The organism is Ciceribacter lividus (assembly GCF_003337715.1).
GTDB classification, from domain to species: Bacteria; Pseudomonadota; Alphaproteobacteria; order Rhizobiales; family Rhizobiaceae; genus Allorhizobium; species Allorhizobium lividum.
The window spans coordinates 128,015-153,230 of sequence record NZ_QPIX01000005.1; the positions used below are offsets into that span (position 1 = coordinate 128,015).

Sequence of the window (25,216 nt, forward strand, 5' to 3'; positions counted from 1 at the left end):
TTTGTCCTGTTTTGGAAGCAAAGCAATCAAGGTGCGACCGCTCGCTTCGGCCCGCCCGTCGCTTTTTGACGGACATAGATTTGCCGCAGCGTTTCGCCATTGCATCATAACAAAGTCTGTTCCGGTTTCGGGTTCGTTGCGGAACATGTCAGGAGCAACAAACGAACCCGCTTGACGCGGGTGCTGCCGCGCGATCCCACGGGGTTTGAGATGGAAGAGTTTCATAAAGTTCGGCGCCTGCCGCCCTATGTTTTCGAACAGGTCAACCGTTTGAAAGCTAGCGCGCGAGCCGGTGGCGCCGACATTATCGACCTTGGCATGGGCAACCCCGACCTGCCGACTCCGAAAGCCATCGTCGACAAGCTCTGCGAAGTGGTCCAGGACCCGCGCACCCATCGCTATTCGTCTTCCAAGGGCATTCCCGGCCTGCGCCGCGCCCAGGCCGCGTATTATGCCCGCCGCTTCGGTGTGAAGCTCAATCCGGAAACCCAGGTCGTCGCGACGCTGGGCTCCAAGGAAGGCTTCGCCAATATGGCGCAGGCGATCACCGCGCCGGGTGACGTCATCCTCTGCCCGAACCCGACCTATCCGATCCACGCCTTCGGCTTCCTGATGGCCGGCGGTGTCATCCGTTCGATGTCGGTGGAGCCGGACGAGACCTTCTTCCCGCCGCTCGAGCGGGCCGTGCGCCATTCGATCCCGAAGCCGCTCGCGCTCATCATCAACTATCCGTCGAACCCGACGGCGCACGTCGCCTCGCTCGACTTCTACAAGGATGTGATCGCGTTCGCGAAGAAGCATGACCTGATCGTGCTCTCCGACCTTGCCTATTCTGAGATCTACTTCGACGACGCCCCGCCGCCGTCGGTTCTCGAGGTCCCGGGGGCTATGGACATTACGGTCGAGTTCACCTCGATGTCGAAGACCTTCTCGATGCCGGGCTGGCGCATGGGCTTTGCCGTCGGCAACGAACGGCTGATCGCGGCGCTGACCCGCGTGAAGTCCTATCTCGACTACGGCGCCTTCACGCCGATCCAGGTGGCGGCGACCCACGCCCTCAACGGCGACGGTTCCGACATCGCCGAGGTCCGTTCCGTCTACAAGCGCCGCCGCGACGTTCTGGTCGAGACCTTCGGCAAGGCCGGTTTCGAGGTGCCGCCGCCGGCGGCGACCATGTTCGCGTGGGCCAAGATCCCGGAAAAGTTCCGCCCGCTCGGCTCGCTCGAATTTTCCAAGCTTCTCATTGAGAAGGCGGACATTGCCGTCGCCCCCGGTATCGGTTTCGGCGAGATGGGTGACGATTATGTCCGTATCGCGCTGGTCGAGAACGAGCACCGCATCCGCCAGGCCGCGCGCAATCTCAAGCGCTTCCTGTCGACGGCCGACGAGACGATGCACAACGTCATTTCGCTGAACGCCCACCGCCAAGGTTGAGCTTTCCCGCCGACGACGATAACGTCACCGATCATCAGGTCCAGGCGGCCCGTTCGCGGCCGCCTTTCATGCAATTCGTAAGTTTCGGGAAATTGATCTATGGCGGATGCCCTCAGGATTGGCATTGCGGGTCTGGGCACCGTCGGTGCCGCGCTGGTTCGCATTCTTCAGCAGCGCAGCAATGAGCTTGCCATTTCCTGCGGCCGGAAGATCGAGATTGCGGCGGTGTCCGCCCGCAACCGGAATAAGGATCGTGGCATCGATCTTTCCGGGATCGCCTGGTACGACGAACCTCTCGACCTTGCCGCCAATGCCGATATCGACGTCTATGTCGAACTGGTCGGCGGTGCGAACGGTGCGGCGGAGGCATCCGTCAGGGCGGCGCTGGCGCGGGGTCTGCATGTCGTGACCGCCAACAAAGCGCTGCTGGCGCGCTACGGCGTCGAACTGGCGCGCATCGCGGAAAAGAACGGCGCGCTCCTCAATTACGAGGCGGCGGTCGCCGGCGGCATTCCGGTGATCAAGGCGCTGCGCGAATCGCTGACCGGCAACCATTTCTCCCGCGTCTACGGGATCATGAACGGCACCTGCAACTACATCCTCAGCCGGATGGAGAAGGAGGGCCTTTCCTTTGACGAGTGCCTGAAGGATGCCCAGCGGCTCGGCTATGCCGAGGCCGATCCGAGCTTCGACATCGAGGGCAACGACACCGCCCACAAGCTCGCGATCATGACGACGCTCGCTTTCGGCAGCGAGATCGCCGCCGATGACATCTACCTCGAAGGCATCACCAATATCTCGATCGAGGACATCCGCGCGGCGAACGAACTCGGCTACCGCATCAAGCTCCTGGGCGTCGCCCAGAAAACCGATACCGGCATCGAGCAGCGCGTTCACCCGACCATGGTGCCGCTCGATTCGGTGATCGCGCAGGTCGATGGCGTCACCAATGCCGTGGCGCTGGAATCCGACATTCTCGGCGAGCTGCTGATGGTCGGCCCGGGTGCCGGCGGCAGCGCCACGGCATCGGCGGTGCTCGGCGACATCACCGACATCGCCAAGAGCCGTCCGGGTGCCCAGCAGGTGCCGGTGCTCGGTCGCCCGGCGCATCTGCTCGAACCCTATCGTCGCGCACAGATGCGCAGCCACGAAGGCGGCTATTTCATCCGGCTGACCGTTGCCGACAGGATCGGCGTCTTCGCGAACATCGCGACCCGGATGGCCGATAACGGCATCTCGCTCGAATCGATCGTGCAGCGCTCGCAGCCCGATGCCGAGCCCGGTGCGCCGGTGACGATCATTCTCGTGACCCATGCGACGATGGAGGAAGCGGTCCGCAACGCGGTCTCGGCCATCCGCGCGGAGGGATATCTTGTCGGCGAGCCGCAGACGATCCGCATCGAGCGGCCGAAGACGGTGTGACCGCCTCCTGCCTTCCGGGCGGGGCGGCCGAGGCTGTCTCCGGCTTGCTGCGTGCGATCTCGTATGGGCGCGAACCTGGAATGATGACGGGTGGGAAGACAAATGGGCATGATTGAACCGGTCGATCCGGTGCCGCGCGCATTTTTGAGCGTGGAGAGTTCCGTGAGCGGCCAGCGGTGGGTCTCGCGCCTGGATCAGGCCGGACAGAACCGCGCGCTCGCCATCGCCCAGCTTCACGGAATGCCGGAGCTTCTGGCCCGCGTGCTGGCTGGCCGCGGTGTCGGCGTCGATGACGCGCCGGCCTTTCTCGATCCGACCATCCGTTCCCTGATGCCGGACCCGGCCTCGCTTACCGACTGCGAGGCGGCGGCGGCACGGCTCGCGCGGGCGATCGCCGCGGGCGAGCGCATCGCGATTTTCGGCGACTATGATGTCGACGGTGCAGCCTCGTCGGCGCTCCTCTACCGCTTTCTTCAGCATTTCGGCGCTGAGGCGGAGATCTACATCCCCGACCGCATTTTCGAGGGGTATGGTCCGAACCCGGCGGCGATCGGCCAGTTGATCGAGCGCGGTGCTCGGCTGGTGGTCACCGTCGATTGCGGTTCGACGAGTTTCGAGGCCTTGGAGGAGGCATGCCGGCGCGGTATCGACGTCGTCGTCATCGACCACCACCAGATGGCGCACGCCATGCCGGCCTGTCACGCGCTGGTCAATCCAAACCGCGAGGACGACCTGTCGGGGCAGGGCCATCTCTGCGCGGCGGGTGTCGTCTTCCTCGTACTGGTCGCCACGCTGCGCCTGCTCAGGCAGCAGGGCAACAGCCGTGCCGGGTCGCTCGACCTGCTCGCCTGGCTCGATCTCGTAGCGCTCGCGACGGTCTGTGACGTCGTTCCGCTCAAGGGACTGAACCGTGCCTATGTGGTGAAGGGGCTGATCGCCGCCCGCCATCAGCAGAATGCCGGTCTCGCGGCCCTGCTGCGCGTGGCGGGCATCGGCGGACCGGTGACGCCCTATCATTTCGGTTTCCTCGTCGGTCCCAGAATCAATGCGGGCGGTCGTATCGGCGACGCTGCGCTCGGAAGCCGGTTGCTGACGCTCGATGATACCACCGCCGCCGGTGAGATCGCCACCCGGCTCGACGAACTCAACCGCGAGCGTCAGGCGATGGAGGCCGCCATGCTGGCAGAGGCGGAGGCTGAGGCGCTGGCCGAATACGGAACGGGCGAGACCGCCTCCGTCATCGTCACGGCCCACGAGAACTGGCATCCGGGCATCGTCGGACTGCTTGCCGCCCGCCTGAAGGAGAAGTTCAAGCGGCCTGCCTTCGCGATCGCTTTCGATCCTTCGGGAAAGGGGACCGGCTCCGGGCGCTCGATCAACGGCTTCGACCTCGGGCGGATGGTACGGGCGGCGGTCGACGCCGGTCTTCTCGTCAAGGGCGGGGGTCACGCCATGGCGGCCGGCCTGACAGTCGAACGCGCCAATCTGGGTCGGCTGCGCGCCTTCTTCGACGAGGCAGCAGGCAGCCAGGTATCGACGCTTGCCGCCAATCGCAGTCTGAAGATCGACGGAGCGCTGGGTGCATCCGGCGCCACCATTGCGCTGATCGACCAGCTGGAGACGGCCGGCCCCTATGGGGCGGGCCACCCGCAACCCTGTTTCGCGATCCCTGCACACCGGTTGCGGGATTCGCGCCTCGTGGGCGTCAATCATGTCAAGGTGACGGTCGAGGCGCAGGACGGATCGCGGCTCGACGGAATCGCATTCCGCGCCGCCGAAACGCCGCTCGGTGATTTCCTGCTGTCCTCGCGAGGCAACCAGATCCACATCGCGGGCTCGCTCAGCGCCGAGCACTGGCAGGGAACACGGCGCGTGCAGATGCGCATCATCGACGCAGCGAAGGCGTTCTGAGGAATCTCTGGCCGTGTTCGGGAGATTGGAAGTGGCACGCCCTAGGGGAGTCGAACCCCTCTTCCCAGAATGAAAATCTGGTGTCCTAACCGATAGACGAAGGGCGCCTGCGCTTCGTTGTGGCGCCCTTATAGTCAGGGCTTCGGAATCCCGCAAGCGGAAAAATGCATTTTTCCGGTCGCCTGCCAAAAAAGACCGGACGCGGGCCAAGTTACGGGAAAAACTGCCGAAAATGCCTATGGAGACGCCCGACGAGCGGCCGCACGAGGCGTTGTTGCCGTCGTATCAATCTAATTGCGATGAGGAGAAAGTGGCACGCCCTAGGGGAGTCGAACCCCTCTTCCCAGAATGAAAATCTGGTGTCCTAACCGATAGACGAAGGGCGCGTGCGCTTCGTTGTGGCGCCCTTATAGTCAGGGCTTCAGAATCCCGCAAGCGGCTTTTCTCTGTTTTTTGCAAAAAATGTGACGGCTGTGGATTCTTCCGAAGAAAGCACAGGAAAGACGTATTATATCAACTACATAATGGCTGATTCTACGCTGTCTTTAGGCCGTATTGCCTTACGGAAGGCTGCCAAAACGAGCGGCACACCCTCCACCTGTTGAGCTGCAGGGAGCGGGAGGCGCGCTCTACGACTTCGCCTTGCCGAGCAGGCGACCGAGAATCGGCAGAAGCGTCTTCTTCTTCGCAGGTTCTGTCGGCGTTTCCTCGGCCATAGGTGTGGCCGGGTCCGTGCTGGCTTCCTCTTCGGGCTCCGATGCGGTCGGCAGGCCGGCAGCATCGGCGAGGGGAGCTTCTTCGGGCGGCAATCCGGTCGCCTGCTCGTCAGCCGGCAGACCGGCCGGCTCGACGGAGGCATATTGCGGGGCACTGAACAGGCTGCCGGTCATCGGATTTACGCGCCGCGTCGGCATTTCGGCGGGCACGAGGCTCGCGGCCGTCATCGTCGAGGCGCCGGCCTCGACCGGCACCTGCTCCGCTTGCTGGGCGAAAATGCTGGAACGACCGGCATTGATCGCGGCCGGCTGCATGACGACATCGCCGAGGTTGGCGGGGTTGGCGAACGCCGGCGAGGCCGCGTACGAAGGCCGGGCGGCGGCGGCGTCGCCCGGGGCCATGGAAACCACTGTCGGGTCCGAATAGCCGGCATCTGCCGGCCCGGGCTTCCTTGCTGCCACGGCCTTGGCGGGAGAGCCTGTGGTCTGCGCAGCAGGCGCGGCGACTTTCTCGATGGACGCCTTTTCGCCGGTCGTCGCGCAGCCTTGCAGCGCCGTCAGGGCGACGCCGCAGAGGGCGAGGCGAAACGCGATCCCGCGACGCACCGACGATATCGGCAGGCAGTCCATGGAAGAAACCCCGCAGAACTGGTTGGCAGCGGCCCGGCACCGGAACAGCGAGTGAGTCGGCGCGGCCGCAGGTTCTGCATGGAGGTAGCCCGCCAAGCTTGCGCGAGGCGGGCCGAAGCCGTCACCAGGCGCCGGTATTCGGCATCGAGAGCCAGGGCTCGGCCGGGGCCAGACCCTCGCCCTTCTGCAGGATCTCGATCGAGATGCCGTCCGGTGAGCGCACGAAGGCCATGTGGCCGTCGCGCGGCGGACGGTTGATCGTCACGCCGTTTTCCATCAGCGTCCGACAAGTGGCGTAGATATCGTCGACCTCGTAGGCCAGGTGACCGAAGTTGCGACCTCCGGTGTAATCCTCGGTGTCCCAGTTATAGGTGAGCTCCAGGCAGGGCGCCTTGTTGTCGCGCGCGGCCTCGACGTCGGCCGGGGCGGCCAGGAAAACCAGCGTGAACCGGCCCTTTTCGTTCTCCATGCGCCGGACCTCGATGAGGCCGAAGACACGGCAGTAGAAGTCGAGCGACGCATCAAGATCTTTGACGCGTACCATGGTGTGAAGATAGCGCATGATGTCCTCCTAATAACGTGTCCGGATATGGAACAGACGACAGCTTCGAGCAAGGATGAAGCGTCAAAAGGATTTGGGTATATCTTAGACAGGGACTTGCGCGACACCAACCTGCGAATGTTAATCTGATAGTCAAGAATCAGTTAACGAACCGGTGTGACGCGTTTTCGAGGGGCGTGAGGAAATGGCCGACAGGATTTCATCGAAAGGGCTCGCCGAGTTCGAAGAGCTGTCCGGCGAAGCCGTCGAACTTCTCGAGATCACCGGCGTGGTCAAGTGGTTCGACGTCGCCAAGGGGTTCGGCTTCATCGTTCCGGACAACGGCATGCAGGACGTCCTGCTGCACGTGACCTGCCTGCGACGTGACGGCTACCAGACCATCCTCGAGGGCACGCGCATCGTTGCGCTGATCCAGAAGCGCGAGCGCGGTTACCAGACCTTCCGCATCCTCTCCATGGACCAGTCCACGGCGATCCACCCCTCGCAGATGCCGCCGGTGCGCACCCATGTGCAGGTAACGCCGACGAGCGGGCTGGAGCGGGTGCTGGTGAAGTGGTTCAACCGCACCAAGGGTTTCGGCTTCCTGACGCGTGGCGAGGGCACCGAGGACATTTTCGTTCACATGGAAACGCTGCGGCGCTACGGTCTTACGGAACTTCGGCCCGGCCAGAGCGTTCTGGTGCGCTTCGGCAATGGCGACAAAGGGTTGATGGCCGCCGAAATCCATCCCGACAATCCGGGTCCGGCGACCCGGGCCCATTGAGGCACTGTCTCATGATTCGTGAAATCTGGAGAAGCGCTGTCCTGGCGCTTTTTTTGTTGCTTCCGGTCGCGGCGTCGGCGCAAGAGGCCGGCCTGCGCAAGGCGGCACTGGCGATTGAAACGCCGGGCGGCGAGCGCCATGTCTTTCAGGTGGAATGGGCAGGCACGTCGGCCGAACGCGAGCGTGGGCTGATGTTCAGGACCGAGCTTGACGCCGATGCCGGCATGATCTTCGATTTCGGCGAGGCCCGGTCGGTGATGATGTGGATGAAGAACACGCCTCTGCCGCTCGATATGCTGTTCATCGACGAGAAGGGTGTCGTCAGCCGGATCGCCGAGCGCACCGTGCCCTATTCGCAAGATATTATCGCCTCTCCGGGGGCTGTTCGCTATGTGCTGGAGATCAACGGCGGGCGGTCGGCTACGCTCGGCATCGTCCCGGGCAGTCGCGTGGATGTGGACGCGGCCCGGGCATCGTTGAAATGACAGCGTTTTTGTGACCGCTCATGGTGGCGGAAAGTCGATTTTAGCTGTTGCCCCTGACGGGTGAACCGTGTATCTCGGCATTGATCGCTGGAACGGAGTGTAGCGCAGTCTGGTAGCGCATCTGGTTTGGGACCAGAGGGTCGGGAGTTCGAATCTCTCCACTCCGACCACCGCGGTGGTCCTGCGATCGTCCGGGGAGGGGACCTTCCTTCCTTCGCAGTCCTTTGGAGCTCGTTGCGACATGACCGCCAAGATTTATCGCCCCGCCAAGACCGCCATGCAGTCGGGCAAGGCCAAGACGCAGTTCTGGCTGCTCGAATACGAGCAGGAAGTACCGCGCAAGGTCGAGCCGATGATGGGCTATACGAGCTCGGCCGATACGCGCCAGCAGGTCAAGATCACCTTCGAGACGCTCGAACAGGCAGAAGCTTTCGCCAATCGCAACGGTATCGAATACCGGGTGATCCTGCCCAAGGAAGCCAAGCGCCAGGTCGTATCCTATACCGACAATTTCCGTTATAACCGCCTGCAGCCCTGGACGCACTGACCGCGTCCGGCCTTGCAGGACCGCCGTCGTCGTTCGCCGGACCAGAAGGCGACGCACGGAGGCCCCTTAGCTCAGCTGGATAGAGCACCTGCCTTCTAAGTAGGTTGTCGTTGGTTCGAGTCCAACAGGGGTCGCCATTCTCCCCGTTACCCGCGCCCGCCGTCGCGACGTGTTCCCGTCTCGTTCTCATGCCCTCTGGCGACGACTCCCTTGCCGTGATAATGGCGGGACGTGAGGTATTCGCATGGCCCGTTCTCCTTCGTCGTCACCTAAACGCGCGCCGCGCAAGCGCCGCAAGTCGTCCAGCTCGCGTTCGTCCGGCAGCCTCTGGCCATGGGCTGGCGCGCTGATCGTCGTTGCCGGCGCCATCGCCGTTTACGATAGTCGTGATCAGTGGCGGGGGAGCTGGCCGAGGATTGCCGCTCTGGTGCAGCCGAAGAGCGGCGGCGCTGGCAAGAGCGAGGACAGAAAGCCCGCGAGCAAGCCGTCGTCCGCAAAACCCGTTCCACCAGCGCCTGTTGGCGCGTCACCGAAGCCGAAATCCGAACCGGGCCGAACAACGACAGCGGCGCTGATCCCGCCCGCGCCCGTCGGGGCTGCTTCGCCGCAGACCGTGCCGCAGCAGCGACCGGCAGAGGGCGGCCCGGCAGAGGGCGGCATGGAGGGCAGGGGATTTGCCGGAACCTTTTACTATTGCGGTACGTCCGGGCTCGACAATTGCGTGGCGAGCGGCGACACCTTCTGGCATCGCAAGACGAGGATCGTGCTTGCCGACGCCGTCGCGCCGCAGACCGAGAGGGCGAAGTGCCAGGCCGAACGGGACAAGGGCTTTGCCGCCAAGGTCCGTCTCAAGGAGCTGCTCAACGCCGGTACCTTCGATCTCGTCGCGCCGGGCATGCCGGTTGCGGCTTCAGGCAGTGAATTCAAGGTGGTGCTGCGCAACGGGCGTTCGCTCGGTACGGTCCTTCTGAACGAGGGGCTGGCGCAGCCGCGGACCGGGGAACGCAAGGGCTGGTGCCCGTAGGCGACGGTCTTAGAGACGTGAGCAAACAAAGAGAAACCCGCCGCGGCGACGAGCCGGGCGGGTTTCTCGTAAGGATGTCTGGCCCGCGCCTCAGTGCAGGATCTGGCTCAGGAACAGCTTGGTGCGTTCGTGCTGCGGATTGTCGAAGAACTCGGCCGGCGAGTTCTGTTCGACGATCTGCCCCTGGTCCATGAAGATCACGCGGTTGGCGACCTGACGGGCAAAGCCCATTTCATGCGTCACGCAGAGCATGGTCATACCTTCTTCGGCGAGACCCACCATGGTGTCGAGCACTTCCTTGACCATTTCCGGATCGAGCGCCGAGGTCGGCTCGTCGAAGAGCATGATCTTCGGCTTCATGCAGAGAGCGCGCGCGATCGCCACGCGCTGCTGCTGGCCGCCGGAGAGCTGGCCCGGATACTTGTTCGCCTGTTCCGGGATCTTCACGCGCGTCAGGAAGTGCATGGCGACCTCTTCCGCTTCCTTCTTCGGCATCTTGCGGACCCAGATGGGCGCAAGTGTGCAGTTCTCGAGGATCGTCAGGTGCGGGAAGAGGTTGAAGTGCTGGAACACCATGCCGACTTCGCGGCGGACCTCGTCGATCTTCTTGAGGTCGTTCGTAAGCTCGATACCGTCGACGATGATCTGCCCGGCCTGGTGCTCCTCGAGCCGGTTGATGCAACGGATCATGGTCGACTTGCCCGATCCGGAGGGACCGGCGATGACGATGCGCTCGCCCTTCATGACCTTGAGGTTGACGTCGCGCAGCACGTGGAAGTCCCCGTACCACTTGTTCATGTTGACGATTTCGACGGCGACTTCCGTCTGCGAAATTCCGGGTTGAACGGCTTGCTGGGCCATGTTTGTTCCTCTCATTTATCTCTTGTGGCCTCTGTCCAGGCGGCGCTCGACGAAAGCCGAGTAGCGCGACATCCCGAAGCAGAACAACCAGAATACGAAGCCGGCGAAGATAAGGCCGGTGAGCGGGGTCACCGGGGTCAGCCAGCTGGCATCGCCGAAGCTCGCCTTCACGATGCCGAGCAGGTCGTACATGTTGATGATCGACACGAGCGAGGTGTCCTTGAACATGCCGATGAAGGTGTTGACGATGCCAGGAATGACGAGCTTGATCGCCTGCGGCATGATGATCAGGATCATCTTCTGCCAGTAGGTGAGGCCGAGAGAGTCGGCGCCTTCGTACTGACCCTTCGGAATGGCCTGCAGACCGCCGCGGATGACTTCCGCCATGTAGGCGGAGGCGAAGATCGAGACGCCGACCAACGCGCGCACGAACTTGTCGATGTTGTTGCCGGGCGTCAGGAAGAGCGGCAGCAGCACGCTCGCCATGAAGAGCACGGTGATCAGCGGCACGCCGCGGACGAGCTCGATGAACCCGATGGAGGCGGAGCGCACGATCGGCATGTCGGAGCGGCGGCCGAGCGCGAGCACGATGCCGAACGGCAGTGAGACCACGATCCCCACGAAGGAGAGGATCAGTGTCACCATCAGCCCGCCCCACTGGCTCGTCTCGACGTGCGAGAGGCCGAACCAGCCGCCGAGCAATAGCACATAGGCGAGGATCGGCAGGGCGGCGAGGAGCAGCAGCGCGTTGAGCCCCTTGCGCGGTGCAGACGGAACGAGCATCGGGACGAGCAGGCCGACGAAGAGAATGGCGATCAGGATCGGACGCCAGAGCTGGTCGCGCGGATAGGAACCCACCATGAACTGGGTGAACCAGTCACCGACATAGGCCCAGCATGCACCGCTCCAGCCTTCCGGCTGGATACCGCCCTGGACGGTGGTGGCGCAGACCGCACGGTCTTCGCCCGTCCAGACGGCCGAGACGAACAGCCAGTCGAACGCCGATGAGGCGAACCAGAGGATGATCGCACCGAAGACGACCGTCGTGATCGCGTCGAGCGGGGTTGCAAACAGGTTCTTGCGGGCCCAGCCGAACGCCGAGCGGTCGCTGAGCGGAGCGGGCTGGGGCGCCAGGAACTCCTGGCGGAGATAGGAGACGTTGTTTTCGCTCATGTCAGCGCTCCACCAGGGCCATCTTGGCGTTGAACCAGTTCATGAAGAGAGAGGTCGCGAGGCTGATCGACACGTAGATCAGCATCCAGATCGCGATGATCTCGATGGAATGGCCCGACTGATTGAGGATCGTTCCGCCGACCGCGACCAGATCGGCGTAACCGATGGCGACGGCAAGCGACGAGTTCTTGGTCAGGTTGAGGTACTGCGAGGTAAGCGGCGGAATGATGATCCGCAGCGCCTGCGGCAGGACCACAAGACGCGTCGTCGGGCCTCTGCGCAGGCCGAGCGCGCTCGCCGCCTCTGTTTGACCTTTCGGCACGCCCCGGATGCCCGCACGGACGATCTCGGCGATGAAGGCGGCTGTGTAGAACGACAGCGCCATGTAGAGCGACAGGAACTCCGGACCGATGGCTGTGCCGCCCCGCATGTTGAACTTGCCGAGCTCCGGAATGTCGAAGGTGACCGGTGCGCCGATGATCGCGAAGGCGACAAGCGGCAGGCCGATGATCAGCGCGATATTAATCCAGAGGACGGGCGGGCGCTTGCCGGTGGCGAGCTGTTTCTTCGTCGCCCAACGCGCGTAGAGGATGGCTGCGACGACGCCCGCCACGAAGGCGGCGACGACCAGGGACATGCCCTCACCGAAGACTGGCGCCGGCATGTAGATGCCGCGGTTGCTGACGAAGACCGACAGAGGCAGTGCCAACGACGAACGGACGTCCGGCAGCAGCGAGAGAACGCCCTTGTACCAGAAGAAGATGACGAGCAGCGGCGGGATGTTGCGGAACACCTCGACATAGACCGTTGCGAGCCGCGAGATCAGCCAGTTGTGCGAAAGTCGGCCGATGCCGACGATCAGCCCGATGATGCTGGCCGTGATGATCCCGCAAACGGCGATGATCAAGGTATTGACGAGGCCGACTGCGAGCGCCTGCAGATACGTATTGTCGCTCGAATAGGCGATCGGCGTCTGGGCGATGTCGAAGCCCGCCCGGTTTCTCAGAAACTCGAACCCGGCCGTCATGTTGGCGCGAGCGAGGTTCTGGGCGGCATTGGTTCCGGCGAACCAGAACAGCCAGACGATGAAGACGAGGGTCAGTGCCTGATAGACGAACTGACGGAAAGCTGGATTGTACAGCAAAGAGTGCACCGAACGGCTATTGCCGTCCCGGCCCGAGGCGACCACTGCCATGCATTATCCCCTGTTCGCAGCCATCATTTTTCGTAGCTGCCTTTTTTCATTCTGTCGATCGGAAAGGCGCCGTGGCGCCTTTCCGGTATGCTGGTTGCGACCGCTTAGCGGATCGGCGGAGCGTACTGCAGACCGCCCTTGGTCCACAGGGCATTGAGGCCACGCTCGATCTTCAGCGGGCTTCCGGCGCCGACGTTGCGCTCGAAGGATTCGCCGTAGTTGCCGACCTGCTTGACGATGTTATAGGCCCACTTCTCATCCAGGCCGAGGTCCTTGCCGATCGTCTGGTCCTTTTCTTCGCCGAGGAAGCGCTTGATGTCCGGGTTTTCGGACTTCAGCATTTCGTCGACGTTGGCGGAGGTGATGCCGAACTCTTCAGCCGAAACCATGGCGTAGTGTGCCCAGGTCACGACGTCGAACCACTTGGAGTCGTTCTGGCGAACGGCCGGACCGAGGGGTTCCTTGGAGATGATTTCGGGCAGGACCATGTGGTCGTCGGGGTTGGCGAGCGACAGGCGGATCGAGTAGAGGCCGGACTGGTCGGTCGTGTAGACGTCGCAACGGCCGGACTGGTAGGCGGCGTCGACTTCTTCCTGCTTCTCAAACACGACCGGCTTGTACTCGAGGCCGTTGGCCTTGAAGTAGTCGGCGAGGTTGAGTTCGGTCGTCGTGCCGGACTGCACGCAGACGGCGGCGCCCGACAGCTCGAGTGCGGACTTCACGTTGAGGCCCTTCGGAACCATGAAGCCCTGGCCGTCGTAGTAGTTGACGGCGCGGAAGTCGAAGCCGAGCTGCGAGTCACGGCTGGCGGTCCAGGTCGTGTTGCGGGCCAGCATGTCGATTTCACCCGACTGCAGGGCCGGGAAACGGTCCTTCGCGGAGAGGGGGGTGTACTTGACCTTGGTCGCGTCGCCGAAAACGGCAGCGGCGACGGCACGGCATACGTCGACATCAAGACCGGCCCAGTTGCCCGAGGAGTCCTGGGCGCCGAAGCCGGCGAGATTGGAGCCGTTGACACCGCACTGCACGAAACCCTTCGCCTTCACGTCGTCGAGCGTGCCGGCGAATGCAGCCGGTGCACCAAAACCGACGACTGCAGCGCCGAGAGCGACTGACAGAAGCTTCTTGTTCATTTTTCCCAACCTTTGTCTATTGTTCTTGAAAATACCCGACGGTCACGTTCGCTCGAACGATTTCATGCCTCCGCCGGCCCGCTGACCTCCCGGTGCGAGCCGCGCTATCACAGTCTTAAAATGAACCACGGTCAAGACTGCGGTCCGCGAAATGGGGTAGAAAATTGGAAAAATGCCTAATTCGCATCAAAATCAGGCAGGAAATGGCGGAAAAAATCGGAAATTGGCTAAAAAAGCACCGATTCGCCGCATAACCACCATCGAAACACCTGTCGGGGAGGGCGCAACGTGCCTTGACGTCCTTCGTCCGGGATACGACAAATCCGCTCGTCATATTCCCGAGGAAAGGCTTGGTTCTCATGAGAGACAGAAAAGAGATGCTGGCGGCCGCCGGTACGGACACGCGCCTGTGCCACGTCGGCAATGATCCAATGAGCTACCATGGCTTCGTCAACCCGCCCGTGGTCCACGCCTCGACCGTTCTGTTTCCGAATGTGGAGACGATGGAAACGCGGGCGCAGAAGTATACCTACGGCACGCGGGGCACGCCGACGACCGACGCGCTTTGCGAGGCGATCGACGAACTCGAGGGATCGGCCGGCACCATTCTCGTGCCGAGCGGGCTTGCCGCGATCACGGTTCCATTCCTCGCTTTCCTTTCGGCCGGCGACCACGCTCTGATCGTCGATTCGGTCTATGGGCCCTGCCGCCACTTCTGCGATACTATGTTGACCCGCCTTGGCGTGACGGTCGAATACTATGATCCTGACATCGGGTCGGGTATCGAGGCGTTGATCCGCCCGAACACAAAGCTCGTCCACACTGAGGCGCCGGGCTCCAACACCTTCGAGATGCAGGATATCCGGGCGATCTCCGAAGCGGCGCACAGGCACGGGTGCGTCGTTACGATGGACAACACCTGGGCGACCCCGATCTATTTCAAGCCGCTCGATTTCGGCGTCGACGTCTCGATCCACGCGGCGACGAAATATCCGTCCGGCCATTCCGACATCCTGATGGGCACGGTCTCGGCCAACGCCGCCCACTGGCCGCAGTTGAAGGAAGCAAACGGCACGCTCGGCATCTGCGGCTCGCCGGATGATTCCTACATGATCCTGCGCGGGCTGCGGACGATGAACCTGCGGCTGGAACACCACAACAAGAGTGCGCTTTCGGTCGCGAACTGGCTCGAGGCGCGCGACGATGTCGCAAGGGTCCTGCACCCGGGCCTGCCGAGTTTCCCCGGCCACGACATCTGGAAGCGGGACTTCAAGGGCGCGAGCGGCATCTTCTCCTTCGTGCTGAAGGTGGATGAGCGGGAAAATTTCAAGCCGAAGGCGCGGGCCTTCCTCAATGAACTTTCGCTCTTCGGGCTCGGCTATTCCTGGGGCGGCTACGAGAGCCTCGCCGTTATGGTCGACCTCACCGACCGCAAGATCCGCAAGGCGCCGACCGAAGGTCCGGTCATTCGGCTGCAGATCGGGCTGGAAAACGTCGAGGACATCATCGCCGACCTCGAACGCGGGTTCAGGGCTGCCGCAGCCGTCTGAGATCAGCCCTTCGCGCGATAGCCGTAGAGCCAGTCGAGATCGGCGGCGAGGCTCTGCGGCGAGCGTGTCGCGAGCACCAGGTCGCGCGCGATGCGGATCGGGCCGCGCGCGTGGTATGCGAACCGGTTGAACGCGCCGCGTCTGCCGACCCGGGCCGCACGCATCTGGCGAACGCGCTCGTAGGTCGCGAGCGCCTCTGGGAGGGGTGTATTTGCGACAAGCCCGGCGAGTTCGAAGGCGTCTTCGATCGCCATCGCCGCACCCTGCGCGGCAAACGGCATCATCGCATGCGCGGCATCACCGATGAGCGCGGTGTCGCGCCCGTTCTGCCATCGCCCGGGACCTGCCTGGTAGAGCGGCCAGAAGGTGGCGCCGCGCAGGTTGGAAAGCAGCGTGCGGATTTCCGGGTGCCATGCCGAGAACTGTTCCGCAAGCATACGGCCCTGCCGCTCGCTGCCTTCCGCCGACCAGGTTTCGCCGGGATCGAGGCCGGCGGCGATCGCCACGACGTTGAAGCCGCCGATCTCCTTCAGGGGATAGCAGACGAGGTGGGTCTTCGGGCCGAGGAAGGCGGTGACGTTTGAGGGGTCGAGGAAGCCTGGCGCATTGTCGCCAGCCATCGTGAAGCGCCAGGCGATGTTGCCGGAGAAATGCGCCTTGGGCGCCCCCGGGATGCGGGCACGGGTTCTCGACCAGACGCCGTCGGCGCCGATGACGAGATCCGGCTGCTCGCCGATCGCGCGAGCGATCTCCGTGTCGCCGGGCTTTTCGATGCGACAGCCGAGGTGGACCTTGCAGAGCGGATTGCGCAAGACCGCCGAAAGCAGCGCCTGCTGGAGCGTCGATCGGTGCAGGACGCCGTAGGGTGCGCCCCAGCGGTCCCGCGCGAAGGCGCCAACCGGAACGGCGGCGAGCGCCCCGAGGGTCACGCCGGACGTCAGCCGGATTTCCTGTGGTTCGCACCAGCGATGCTCTATGTCGGCAAGGATCCCCAGCTCACGGAGAATTCGCGAGGCATTGGGGGAAATCTGCAGGCCGGCACCGACTTCGCCGAGCTGGGGCGCCTGTTCGACGATCTCGCTGCGGATCCCGTGTCGTGCCAGCGACAGCGCAGCCGTAAGCCCCGCCATCCCGGCTCCGACGATGGCGACGACGTTGGTGGACATGGCCTTGCCGATCGTGAAATGCGGGTGGCGGTCAGGCCGCCTTGACGTGATAGACGCAGCCGGCGGGGTTGGTCTGCTCGGCCTTCAGCGACGGATTATAGCGATAGAGAGTCGAGCAGTAGGAGCAAACCTTCTCGTTGTCGTCGCCCATGTCGATGAAGATGTGCGGATGGTCGAAAGGGGCGGAAGCGCCCGTGCACATGAACTCCTTCACGCCGATCTCGATCACGCGGTGTCCGCCGTCGTTCTGGAAGTGGGGAATGGTGTGCCCGGCCATATGTCTCTCCGAATGCCTTTTCACTTTGCGGCGGACATTATCCTCCTTCGCCGCGAATGTGTAGAGACAAAGACGCCGCAAACCCACAGAAAAGAAACCGATGCGCCTTTGATGCGTGGCTGCGTTTCACTAAGGTGCGCGCCGTCAATCCCAGAACAAGACATGGACCGAAGCGATGAATCTGAATGCGCCGGCATTCTCCCTCTTCTATCACGACGGATTGCAGCTCGCCTATTTCGACGCCGGCGATCCGTCCGGCCCGCCGATCCTGCTGATCCACGGGTTTGCCTCGACGGCGACGGTGAACTGGGTTCATCCGGGCTGGCTGAAGACGTTGGGGGAGGCCGGCTACCGCGTCATCGCAATCGACAATCGTGGCCACGGCGCGAGCGATCGTCCGCACGAGCCGGAGGCCTATCATCCCTCGAGGATGGCGGCGGATGCCGCCGCATTGCTCACCCATCTCGGGCTGCCGGACGCCGACGTCATCGGCTATTCGATGGGCGCGAGGATTTCCGCCTTCATGGCGCTCGAACATCCCCACCGCGTGCGGTCGCTGGTCTTCGGCGGGCTCGGCATCGGTCTCTGTGATGGCGTCGGCGACTGGGATCCGATTGCGGAAGCGTTGCTGGCGCCGTCGCTTTCCGACGTGACCCATGAGCGGGGACGGATGTTCCGCGCCTTCGCCGAACAGACCCGCAGCGACCGCATCGCGCTTGCCGCCTGCATCCAGGAGTCCCGCGTGCTCGTCGATCGCGCCGATATCGCCCGCGTCGACGTGCCCACACTGATCGCTGTCGGCACCAGGGACGACATCGCCGGCTCTCCCCAGGAACTGGCGGCCCTTATGCCGGACGCGAGGGCCGTCGATATCCCGAACCGCGACCACATGCTCGCCGTCGGCGACAAGGTCTTCAAGAAGGCCGTCCTCGACTTCTATCGCGAGATCGGCCGTCAGTGACGACCGCGGTGCTCATTCGCCGGTGAAGACCGGTTTGCGCTTTTCCGCGAAGGCGCGCCGGCCCTCCGCATAGTCGGCACTTTCGAAGGTCGAGGCGCCGGTGACCTCCGCCTCCCGCAGAAGGTCGTCGTCCTTTTCCGCGGCGGCGCGCAGCGCGAGCTTCGACGCCTGCACCGAAAGCGGGGCGTTGGTGGCGATCGTTTCGGCGAGCGTCAGGACCTTGTCGTCCAGCGTATCGGGTGTGGTGATGTTGAGCAGGAAACCGCAGGCGAGCAGTTCGGCGGCGCGCATCGCCGCGCCGGTGTAGAGCGCCCTGCGGGCCATCTGGTCGCCGAGCGAGCGCGCGAAGTCCTGGACGGCGTCGGCCGGATAGGCAAGGCCGAGGCGGGCCGCGGGGACTGCGAAGGCCGCCGTGTCGTCCGCAATCCGGAGGTCACATGCCGCGGCGAGCCCGAAGCCGCCGCCGTAGCAGATGCCGCGGATGGCCGCGATGACGGGTACGCGTGCCGCCCGTATGGCGGCGAAGGCGGAGCTGTTGTCGGCTTCATAGAGCCTGGCGGTCGCCGTATCCTTCCGCACGACGGGGAACTCCGAGATATCCGCGCCGGCGCTGAAATCCCGTCCGCCCGCTCCCGACAGAACGATTGCGCGGGCGCCGGCCTCGCCGCACAGCCAGTGAACGGCGTGGGGGATCGACCGCCACATGGCCGCCGTGACGGCATTTTTTCGTTCCGGATTGTCGATGACGAGGAGGCCGACGCCGTCATGGCTCTCGGCGCGTATTCTTCCGGCAGCGAAATCACGGATTTGCTTCATCGTTTCTGCCCATCTGGTTTGCGTCGCAGATAGCCTATATAATGTAATCTCGATGGAACAGAGGAGACCGGCGATGGCCGCAAAGACTGAAGTCCTCCATGGCGAACACATCAAGTCGATGGATCCGATCTGGGATACGCTTCGCCACGAGGCGCGCGCGGCGGCCGAGCACGACCCGCTGCTCGCGGCCTTCCTCTATTCGACGGTCCTCAACCATCGTTCGCTCGAAGACTGCGTCATCTACCGGATCTGCGAACGGCTCGATCATGCGGATCTGCAGGCGATCCTGCTGCGGCAGACCTTCGAGGAGATGGTGCGTGACTGGCCGGAATGGGGCCAGATCATGCGCGTCGACATCCAGGCGGTCTACGACCGCGACCCCGCCTGCACGCGCTTCATGGAGCCCGTGCTCTATTTCAAGGGATTCCATGCAATCCAGACCCACCGTCTCGCACACTGGCTGTGGAACCGTGGACGGCGCGATTTCGCTCTCTATCTGCAGAGCCGCTCCTCCAGCGTGTTCCAGACGGACATCAACCCGGCGGCGCGGATCGGCAAGGGTATCTTTCTCGATCATGCCACGGGCCTCGTCGTCGGGGAGACGGCGCGGATCGGCGACAATGTCTCGATCCTGCACGGTGTCACCCTCGGCGGCACCGGCAAGGAGGGGAGCGATCGTCACCCGAAGATCGGCGACGGCGTGCTGATCGGGGCGGGGGCGAAGGTGCTCGGCAATATCGAGGTCGGTTGCTGCTCGCGCGTGGCCGCGGGTTCGGTTGTCTTGAAGCCGGTTCCCAAGGGCTCGACCGTGGCCGGCGTTCCGGCGCGCGTGGTGGGCGAGGCGGGCTGCGCCGAACCGGCCCGCTCGATGGACCAGATGCTCGCCTCGGAGGCGTGACCGCAAACGACCGCATTGGCAACGGTGGCCGGAGGACGGCGAGGGGCTCTGGCCGGCGTTCATTTGTCCGCAGCCGCGTCTTTACATCATCCGAGCGGCCGTGCGACAAGCGCCCGAACTTGAATCGCCCCATGGAGAACTGTAGTGAAGCCCGACGAAATCAAGAAGCTCGACGCCTATTTCAAGCGGATGTTCAACCCGGCCATCGTCGTCAAGGCTCGTCCCCGCAAGGACGACTCCGCGGAAGTCTATCTCGGTGACGAGTTTCTCGGCGTGGTTTTCCGCGACGACGAGGACGGTGATCTCTCCTACAATTTCTCCATGGCCATCCTCGACGTCGATCTCTAAGCCTCTAGTTGCAGGCTTTCTGATATATGTCTGCCATTTCAGCATGCAGGGTCGCCCGTATTTCAGGCGGCCCTTCTTTTTGGCGCTGCATGCAACCTGCGCGCGATATTGCATCGCGGAAAACAATTGACAAAAATTGTGCATGTGCTATGTGCGTTCGCAGCGAAATGAAGCAGAAGGGACACTGCCGTATGTTTAATTTCGATGAAGCGAACAGGAAGGGCAAGGAAGCCATGGACGCGATGCTGAAGAATTACGCAGAGATCGCGAAGGGCTTTCAGGCCATCGCGACGGAAGCTACCGAATATTCGAAGAAGTCCTTCCAGGACGCGGTTGCGCATATGGAAAGCCTGGCCGGCGTGAAGAGCGTCGAAGGTGCGGTCGAACTGCAGACGAACTTCGTGAAGGGGGCCTACGAAGGCCTCGTTTCCGAGGCGACGAAGCTCGCGGAAATGTATGCCGATCTGGCGAAGAGCGCCTACAAGCCCTACGAAGCCCCGGTCGCGAAGGCATCGAAGTCCGCCGGCGTTCCGGCCGCAACGGCAGCCTGAAACGAAGCCGTCGCGCCATCGCGCGTCGAATAGATCAAGGCCGGCTACGGGACCCGTAGCCGGCCTTGCGCGTTTACCTTTCACGGCCTGTCCCCGCTTTTCTCGACGGCGGCGGCCGTTATAACGCAAATCTGTTTGCACTCCTTTGCGGGGGGCTTAAAATCACCAAATTACGAACTACCTTAATGTGCTAAGTGTTCGCTGCGGCGCAAGCCGGCCGGCGAACCACTGGAGAATGGAAGAACATGATCGCCACGCCGGTCTTCATGCAGCAGAAAAGTGACGGCGACAACGCCGGTCGCGGCACATCCGTGATCACGCGGACGAAGCCGAAAACCAAGAAGCCGAATCTGTATCGCGTGCTGCTGCTCAATGACGACTACACCCCGATGGAATTCGTGATCCATATTCTGGAGCGCTTCTTCCAGAAGGACAGGGAAGCGGCCACGCGCATCATGTTGCATGTTCACAATCATGGCGTCGGGGAATGCGGTGTCTTCACCTACGAGGTCGCCGAGACCAAGGTCAGCCAGGTGATGGATTTCGCCCGGCAGCACGAGCACCCGCTGCAATGTGTGATGGAAAAGAAGTGAGGATCTGACGTGCCAACATTTTCTCCGAGCCTCGAAAAGGCGCTGCACCAGGCACTGACCTACGCGAACGAGCGGCATCACGAATATGCCACGCTCGAACACCTTCTGCTCGCGCTGATCGACGACGCCGACGCTGCAGCCGTGATGGGGGCGTGCAACGTCAACCTCGACGTGCTGCGCAAGACCGTCGGCGACTACGTGGACAACGAGCTTTCCAATCTGGTGACGGGATACGACGAGGATTCCAAGCCGACCTCGGGGTTCCAGCGCGTCATCCAGCGTGCGGTCATCCACGTGCAGTCGTCCGGTCGCGAAGAGGTGACCGGCGCGAACGTGCTGGTGGCGATCTTCGCCGAGCGCGAGAGTCACGCGGCCTATTTCCTGCAGGAGCAGGAGATGACCCGCTACGATGCGGTCAATTATATCTCCCACGGCATCGGCAAGCGCCCGGGCGCTTCGCAGGTGCGCCCGCCGCGCGGTGTCGAGGAGGGCGAAGCCGAAGCCAAGCAGGCGCGCGACCAGGAAGAAGGTGCAGCGAAGGGCAAGCAGGAGGCACTCAAGGCCTACTGCGTCAACCTCAACGAAAAGGCGCGTGCCGGGCGTATCGACCCCCTGATCGGCCGCAACGACGAGGTCAACCGCACGATCCAGGTGCTTTGCCGTCGTTCCAAGAACAACCCGCTCTATGTCGGTGATCCCGGCGTCGGCAAGACGGCGATCGCCGAGGGACTCGCCAAGCGTATCGTCGAGGGCCAGGTACCCGAAGCGTTGAAGGACGCGACGATCTTCTCGCTCGACATGGGGACGCTGCTCGCCGGCACCCGCTATCGCGGCGATTTCGAGGAGCGCCTGAAGCAGGTCGTCAAGGAGCTCGAGGATTATCCGGGCGCCGTGCTCTTCATCGACGAAATCCACACCGTGATCGGTGCGGGCGCGACCTCCGGCGGCGCCATGGACGCTTCGAACCTCCTGAAGCCGGCGCTTTCCTCGGGGGCGATCCGCTGCATCGGCTCGACCACCTACAAGGAATACCGCCAGTTCTTCGAGAAGGACCGGGCGCTCGTCCGTCGCTTCCAGAAGATCGACGTCAACGAGCCTTCGATCGACGATGCGATCGAGATCATGAAGGGCCTGAAACCCTATTTCGAGGACTACCACAAGCTCCGCTATACGAACGAGGCGATCAAGGCGGCCGTCGAGCTTTCGGCGCGCTATATCTCGGACCGCAAGCTGCCCGACAAGGCGATCGACGTGATCGACGAGACGGGCGCCGCACAGATGCTGCTGCCCGCCTCCAAGCGGCGCAAGCTGATCACCGAGCGGGAGATCGAGGCGACCATCGCGACGATGGCGCGCATCCCTCCGAAGACCGTCTCCAAGGACGACGAGATGGTGCTCGCCAATCTCGAGAAGGAACTGCGTTCGGTGGTCTACGGTCAGGACAAGGCGATCGAGGCGCTTTCGACCTCCATCAAGCTTGCCCGCGCCGGCCTGCGCGAACCGAACAAGCCGATCGGCTGCTACGTCTTCTCCGGGCCGACGGGTGTGGGCAAGACCGAAGTCGCAAAGCAGCTTGCCGCCTCGCTCGGCGTCGAGTTGTTGCGTTTCGACATGTCGGAATACATGGAACGCCACACCGTCTCGAGGCTGCTCGGGGCACCTCCCGGCTATGTCGGCTTCGACCAGGGCGGTCTGCTGACTGACGGCGTCGACCAGCATCCGCACTCGGTGGTCCTGCTCGACGAGATCGAGAAGGCACACCCGGACATCTACAACATCCTGCTGCAGGTGATGGACCACGGTTCGCTGACCGACCACAACGGCAAGAAGATCGATTTCCGCAACGTCATCCTGATCATGACGACCAATGCCGGTGCGACCGAGGGCGCGAAGGCGGCGATCGGTTTCGGCTCATCGAAGCGGACGGGCGAGGAAGAGGAAGCACTCAACCGCCTCTTCACCCCGGAATTCCGCAACCGTCTCGATGCGACGATCCAGTTCGCCCCGCTGCCGACCGAGGTTATCCACCAGGTGGTGCAGAAGTTCGTGATGCAGCTCGAGGCGCAGCTCTCCGAGCGCAACGTCACCTTCGACCTCGCGCCGGAAGCGATCGCCTGGCTCGCCACCCGCGGCTACGACGAGAAGATGGGCGCCCGTCCGCTGGCGCGCGTCATCCAGGAGCACATCAAGAAGCCGCTCGCCAACGAGATCCTCTTCGGCAAGCTGAAGAAGGGCGGCGTCGTCAAGGTCGGGGTCAAGAAGGACGAGACCGGCGCCGAGGTGCTGGATCTCGAGGCGGTGCCGGATGTCGCGCCCGTGAAGCCGAAGGCGGAAGCCGAAGCGCTTGCCGGAGAAGCCAAGACCGCGCGCAAGGCGAAGGCCACGGCAGAGAAGGTCGAAGGGCCGGGAGAGGCTCCGGCTGCGCCGAAGAAGCGAGCCTCGGTTCCCAAGGTGCCGAAGAAGAAATAGCGGTTGGTCTTCGGATGGTGATCTTCTGCCATACAAAGAGGTGAATTGACCCCTCGCGGCCGAGCTGCGAGGGTTTCCGTGTCGGCGCCGCCGACGGTGATCGGGGGAACCGAGGGATGGAGCATGAGAGCGGCGGAATGCCTCGTCTTGGAGATGAGGAGCAGCTGCTCTGGGAGCACGTCCAGATGCTCTGGGAGATCGCCCGCCGTCGCGAGACGGCCCCGGTTCGAAAACTCCTTCATCCCGATTACTCCGGCTGGGTAACCGGTCTCGACAAGCCGCACGACTTTGAGGCCGCCGTGGCGTCGGTCGGACCCGACTCGCCGCGCATTCTCCGCTACCGGCTGCAGCCGCTCGAAGTTACGGTCTTCGACCACGAGGTCGGCGTCGTGCACTATCGCTACGAGGCGGACGTCGAGGCTGCCGGCGGCGGATCGCAGATGATCGCGGGGCGCTGGACGGAGGTCTACAAGCGTCGCGGCCGCGGCTGGTTGATGATCTCCGTGAGCGGCGGACCGGACGGCATGCGCTGAGGTGATGGCGGGGTTGCGGAAAACCGCTGTCTCGCTCCGGGAATCGCCGGTATAGCTTGCCGCGAGCCTTTTCTTCGGATCGGAGCGCCGGTCCCTCCCGTCTTCCGCGGAATCGTCGATGTCCCTATTGAGAGCCGATCCCGAGTCATTTCGCTGGTTCCGGCGTGGTGCAAGCGGCATCTTCAGCCTGCCGGCCCTGATCCTCATGACCTCCTTCGTCGGTTTCGCCGCCTTCGCGCTGGAGGCCGGGATCTCGCGTGGTGCGGCCATGTTCATGACGCTGATGGTCTGGGCGCTTCCCGCCAAGATGATCCTGACGGGAATGCTGGCGAGCGGCGCGCACATCCTGGCGATCATCGTCGCCGTTTCGCTCTCCTCGATCCGCATGATGCCGATGGTGGCCTCGCTCGTCCCGGAAATCCGCACGCCGCGCACGCCCGTCTGGTTGCTACTCTTCCTTTCGCATTTCATCGCGATCACGGCGTGGGTCTTCACCACCCAGAACATCGGCAAGGTTCCGCGCGAGCATCGAACCGTCTACTTTGCCGGCTTCGCGATCACCCTGACGCTTACGAACACGCTTCTCGTCGGCATCTGCTACGGCCTCGTCGAGACTTTTCCGCCGCTGGTGGCCGGGCTGCTGTTCTTCCTCACGCCGGTCTACTTCGTCGCCTCGATCTGGGCGACATCGCGCCAACCCGTCCTTCGCCTGGCGTTCCTCATCGGCGTCGTCGGCGGGCCGCTGTTGTCGATGGTTGTGCCGGGACTGGACGTACTGATCGCCGGCCTCGGTGGCGGAACGCTGGCCTATCTCGTCGACCGGCTGGTGCTTTCCGGCCGGCGGAAGCGTCGAGAGGGAGAGAGCCGATGAACGACTACACGATCTATGCCGTGATCCTCGTGGCGGGCTGGCTGGCAACGGATGTCTGGCGCTGGCTCGGCGTGATTGCCGGCAACCGGATGAACGAGGATTCCGAGGCACTGAAATGGGTGAGGGCGGTCGCCACATCGCTTGTCATGGCGGTGACCTCCAAGCTGATCGTCTTCCCGACCGGCAGTCTCGAAGCCACGCCGCTCTGGCTGCGTCTCGCCGCTGCAGCGCTCGGCTTTGCCGCCTTCCTCGCCGCCGGGCAGCGGGTCATCGTCGGCGTCGTGGTCTCCGTGGCGCTCCTGGCGCTCGGTCTCGTCTTCGTCTGAG

Annotated in this window: 26 protein-coding genes and 4 tRNA genes; 19 read left to right on the plus strand and 11 right to left on the minus strand. The window is 63.4% G+C overall.

From position 1 onward, the window contains the following. Positions 1-210 precede the first annotated feature (210 nt). The 3 genes from DFR48_RS10555 (at position 211) to recJ (ending at position 4,767) form a co-directional block, all read left to right on the plus strand. Positions 211-1,434 carry an LL-diaminopimelate aminotransferase gene (locus DFR48_RS10555; protein ID WP_114363298.1) on the plus strand — a complete coding sequence of 408 codons (1,224 nt, stop codon included), beginning with the start codon at positions 211-213 and terminating at the stop codon, positions 1,432-1,434. Positions 1,435-1,533: 99 nt separating this feature from the next. Beyond that, positions 1,534-2,856 (plus strand): homoserine dehydrogenase, encoded by a 1,323-nt coding sequence (locus tag DFR48_RS10560; protein WP_114363118.1) that lies wholly within the window; start codon positions 1,534-1,536, stop codon positions 2,854-2,856. A gap of 108 nt (positions 2,857-2,964) precedes the next feature. Then, positions 2,965-4,767, plus strand: a complete 1,803-nt coding sequence (recJ, locus tag DFR48_RS10565) for a single-stranded-DNA-specific exonuclease RecJ (protein WP_114363299.1) — start codon at positions 2,965-2,967, stop codon at positions 4,765-4,767. A gap of 32 nt (positions 4,768-4,799) precedes the next feature. On the opposite strand, the gene DFR48_RS10570 is transcribed toward recJ, so the two are convergent. From DFR48_RS10570 to gloA, 4 genes are all read right to left on the minus strand, one after another. After that, positions 4,800-4,874, minus strand: a tRNA-Glu gene (locus tag DFR48_RS10570). 204 nt (positions 4,875-5,078) lie between these two features. Further along, positions 5,079-5,153, minus strand: a tRNA-Glu gene (locus tag DFR48_RS10575). Between the two features lie 243 nt (positions 5,154-5,396). Then, positions 5,397-6,113 carry a hypothetical protein gene (locus DFR48_RS10580; RefSeq protein WP_114363119.1) on the minus strand — a complete coding sequence of 239 codons (717 nt, stop codon included), beginning with the start codon at positions 6,111-6,113 and terminating at the stop codon, positions 5,397-5,399. Positions 6,114-6,234: 121 nt separating this feature from the next. Beyond that, positions 6,235-6,675 carry a lactoylglutathione lyase gene (gloA, locus tag DFR48_RS10585; protein ID WP_114363120.1) on the minus strand — a complete coding sequence of 147 codons (441 nt, stop codon included), beginning with the start codon at positions 6,673-6,675 and terminating at the stop codon, positions 6,235-6,237. Between the two features lie 184 nt (positions 6,676-6,859). On the opposite strand from gloA, the gene DFR48_RS10590 reads away from it, so the two are divergent. From DFR48_RS10590 to DFR48_RS21775, 6 genes are all read left to right on the plus strand, one after another. Further along, positions 6,860-7,438: a cold-shock protein gene (locus DFR48_RS10590; RefSeq protein ID WP_114363121.1), complete on the plus strand. Its 579-nt coding sequence runs from the start codon at positions 6,860-6,862 to the stop codon at positions 7,436-7,438. 11 nt (positions 7,439-7,449) lie between these two features. Further along, positions 7,450-7,923 (plus strand): DUF192 domain-containing protein, encoded by a 474-nt coding sequence (locus tag DFR48_RS10595; protein WP_245415583.1) that lies wholly within the window; start codon positions 7,450-7,452, stop codon positions 7,921-7,923. A 93-nt stretch (positions 7,924-8,016) separates the two neighbouring features. Further along, positions 8,017-8,093: transfer RNA gene (locus DFR48_RS10600), tRNA-Pro, on the plus strand. Between the two features lie 71 nt (positions 8,094-8,164). Further along, positions 8,165-8,470 (plus strand): ETC complex I subunit, encoded by a 306-nt coding sequence (locus DFR48_RS10605; protein WP_114363123.1) that lies wholly within the window; start codon positions 8,165-8,167, stop codon positions 8,468-8,470. A gap of 60 nt (positions 8,471-8,530) precedes the next feature. Further along, a tRNA-Arg gene (locus tag DFR48_RS10610) sits at positions 8,531-8,607 on the plus strand. 107 nt (positions 8,608-8,714) lie between these two features. Further along, positions 8,715-9,494, plus strand: coding sequence for a nuclease (locus DFR48_RS21775; RefSeq protein ID WP_147273527.1), 780 nt, complete (start codon positions 8,715-8,717; stop codon positions 9,492-9,494). 90 nt (positions 9,495-9,584) lie between these two features. On the opposite strand, the gene DFR48_RS10625 is transcribed toward DFR48_RS21775, so the two are convergent. The 4 genes from DFR48_RS10625 to DFR48_RS10640 all read right to left on the minus strand — a co-directional run bounded on the left by DFR48_RS10625 (position 9,585) and on the right by DFR48_RS10640 (position 13,856). Next, positions 9,585-10,355, minus strand: coding sequence for an amino acid ABC transporter ATP-binding protein (locus DFR48_RS10625; protein ID WP_112689790.1), 771 nt, complete (start codon positions 10,353-10,355; stop codon positions 9,585-9,587). A 15-nt stretch (positions 10,356-10,370) separates the two neighbouring features. Beyond that, positions 10,371-11,528 (minus strand): amino acid ABC transporter permease, encoded by a 1,158-nt coding sequence (locus tag DFR48_RS10630; protein ID WP_114363126.1) that lies wholly within the window; start codon positions 11,526-11,528, stop codon positions 10,371-10,373. A 1-nt stretch (position 11,529) separates the two neighbouring features. Continuing rightward, complete coding sequence (locus DFR48_RS10635; RefSeq protein ID WP_114363127.1) at positions 11,530-12,723, minus strand: amino acid ABC transporter permease; 1,194 nt, start codon at positions 12,721-12,723, stop codon at positions 11,530-11,532. Between the two features lie 104 nt (positions 12,724-12,827). Continuing rightward, positions 12,828-13,856: an amino acid ABC transporter substrate-binding protein gene (locus DFR48_RS10640; protein WP_114363128.1), complete on the minus strand. Its 1,029-nt coding sequence runs from the start codon at positions 13,854-13,856 to the stop codon at positions 12,828-12,830. A 359-nt stretch (positions 13,857-14,215) separates the two neighbouring features. On the opposite strand from DFR48_RS10640, the gene DFR48_RS10645 reads away from it, so the two are divergent. Further along, positions 14,216-15,406 (plus strand): cystathionine beta-lyase, encoded by a 1,191-nt coding sequence (locus DFR48_RS10645; protein ID WP_114363129.1) that lies wholly within the window; start codon positions 14,216-14,218, stop codon positions 15,404-15,406. 2 nt (positions 15,407-15,408) lie between these two features. On the opposite strand, the gene DFR48_RS10650 is transcribed toward DFR48_RS10645, so the two are convergent. Continuing rightward, on the minus strand, positions 15,409-16,572 hold the full coding sequence (locus DFR48_RS10650) for an FAD-dependent monooxygenase (protein ID WP_114363130.1): 1,164 nt from the start codon (positions 16,570-16,572) through the stop codon (positions 15,409-15,411). 31 nt (positions 16,573-16,603) lie between these two features. Continuing rightward, on the minus strand, positions 16,604-16,849 hold the full coding sequence (locus DFR48_RS10655; RefSeq protein ID WP_114363131.1) for a zinc-finger domain-containing protein: 246 nt from the start codon (positions 16,847-16,849) through the stop codon (positions 16,604-16,606). 175 nt (positions 16,850-17,024) lie between these two features. On the opposite strand from DFR48_RS10655, the gene DFR48_RS10660 reads away from it, so the two are divergent. Then, positions 17,025-17,810, plus strand: a complete 786-nt coding sequence (locus DFR48_RS10660) for an alpha/beta fold hydrolase (protein ID WP_114363132.1) — start codon at positions 17,025-17,027, stop codon at positions 17,808-17,810. A gap of 12 nt (positions 17,811-17,822) precedes the next feature. Here the strand turns inward: DFR48_RS10660 and DFR48_RS10665 are convergent, their stop codons facing one another. Further along, positions 17,823-18,626: an enoyl-CoA hydratase-related protein gene (locus DFR48_RS10665; RefSeq protein WP_114363133.1), complete on the minus strand. Its 804-nt coding sequence runs from the start codon at positions 18,624-18,626 to the stop codon at positions 17,823-17,825. 73 nt (positions 18,627-18,699) lie between these two features. Between DFR48_RS10665 and cysE the strand changes: the two genes are divergently transcribed. From cysE to DFR48_RS10705, 8 genes are all read left to right on the plus strand, one after another. Beyond that, entirely contained in the window at positions 18,700-19,524 is an 825-nt protein-coding gene (gene cysE, locus DFR48_RS10670) for a serine O-acetyltransferase (RefSeq protein ID WP_112689781.1), read from the plus strand. A gap of 144 nt (positions 19,525-19,668) precedes the next feature. After that, entirely contained in the window at positions 19,669-19,872 is a 204-nt protein-coding gene (locus DFR48_RS10675; RefSeq protein WP_112689780.1) for a DUF3126 family protein, read from the plus strand. 191 nt (positions 19,873-20,063) lie between these two features. Further along, the gene (locus tag DFR48_RS10680; RefSeq protein ID WP_114363300.1) at positions 20,064-20,423 is read left to right on the plus strand and encodes a phasin family protein; all 360 of its coding nucleotides are present in this window, start codon (positions 20,064-20,066) and stop codon (positions 20,421-20,423) included. 245 nt (positions 20,424-20,668) lie between these two features. Continuing rightward, the gene (gene clpS, locus DFR48_RS10685) at positions 20,669-21,016 is read left to right on the plus strand and encodes an ATP-dependent Clp protease adapter ClpS (protein WP_114363134.1); all 348 of its coding nucleotides are present in this window, start codon (positions 20,669-20,671) and stop codon (positions 21,014-21,016) included. Between the two features lie 9 nt (positions 21,017-21,025). Continuing rightward, positions 21,026-23,485, plus strand: a complete 2,460-nt coding sequence (clpA, locus tag DFR48_RS10690) for an ATP-dependent Clp protease ATP-binding subunit ClpA (protein WP_114363135.1) — start codon at positions 21,026-21,028, stop codon at positions 23,483-23,485. A gap of 137 nt (positions 23,486-23,622) precedes the next feature. Further along, positions 23,623-24,018, plus strand: coding sequence for a nuclear transport factor 2 family protein (locus DFR48_RS10695; protein ID WP_114363301.1), 396 nt, complete (start codon positions 23,623-23,625; stop codon positions 24,016-24,018). Between the two features lie 118 nt (positions 24,019-24,136). Further along, the gene (locus DFR48_RS10700) at positions 24,137-24,889 is read left to right on the plus strand and encodes an AzlC family ABC transporter permease (protein WP_114363136.1); all 753 of its coding nucleotides are present in this window, start codon (positions 24,137-24,139) and stop codon (positions 24,887-24,889) included. Further along, a complete protein-coding gene (locus tag DFR48_RS10705) occupies positions 24,886-25,215 on the plus strand; it encodes an AzlD domain-containing protein (protein ID WP_114363137.1) in 330 nt (109 codons plus the stop codon). Before DFR48_RS10700 ends, DFR48_RS10705 begins: the two co-directional genes overlap by 4 nt. Position 25,216 lies beyond the last annotated feature (1 nt).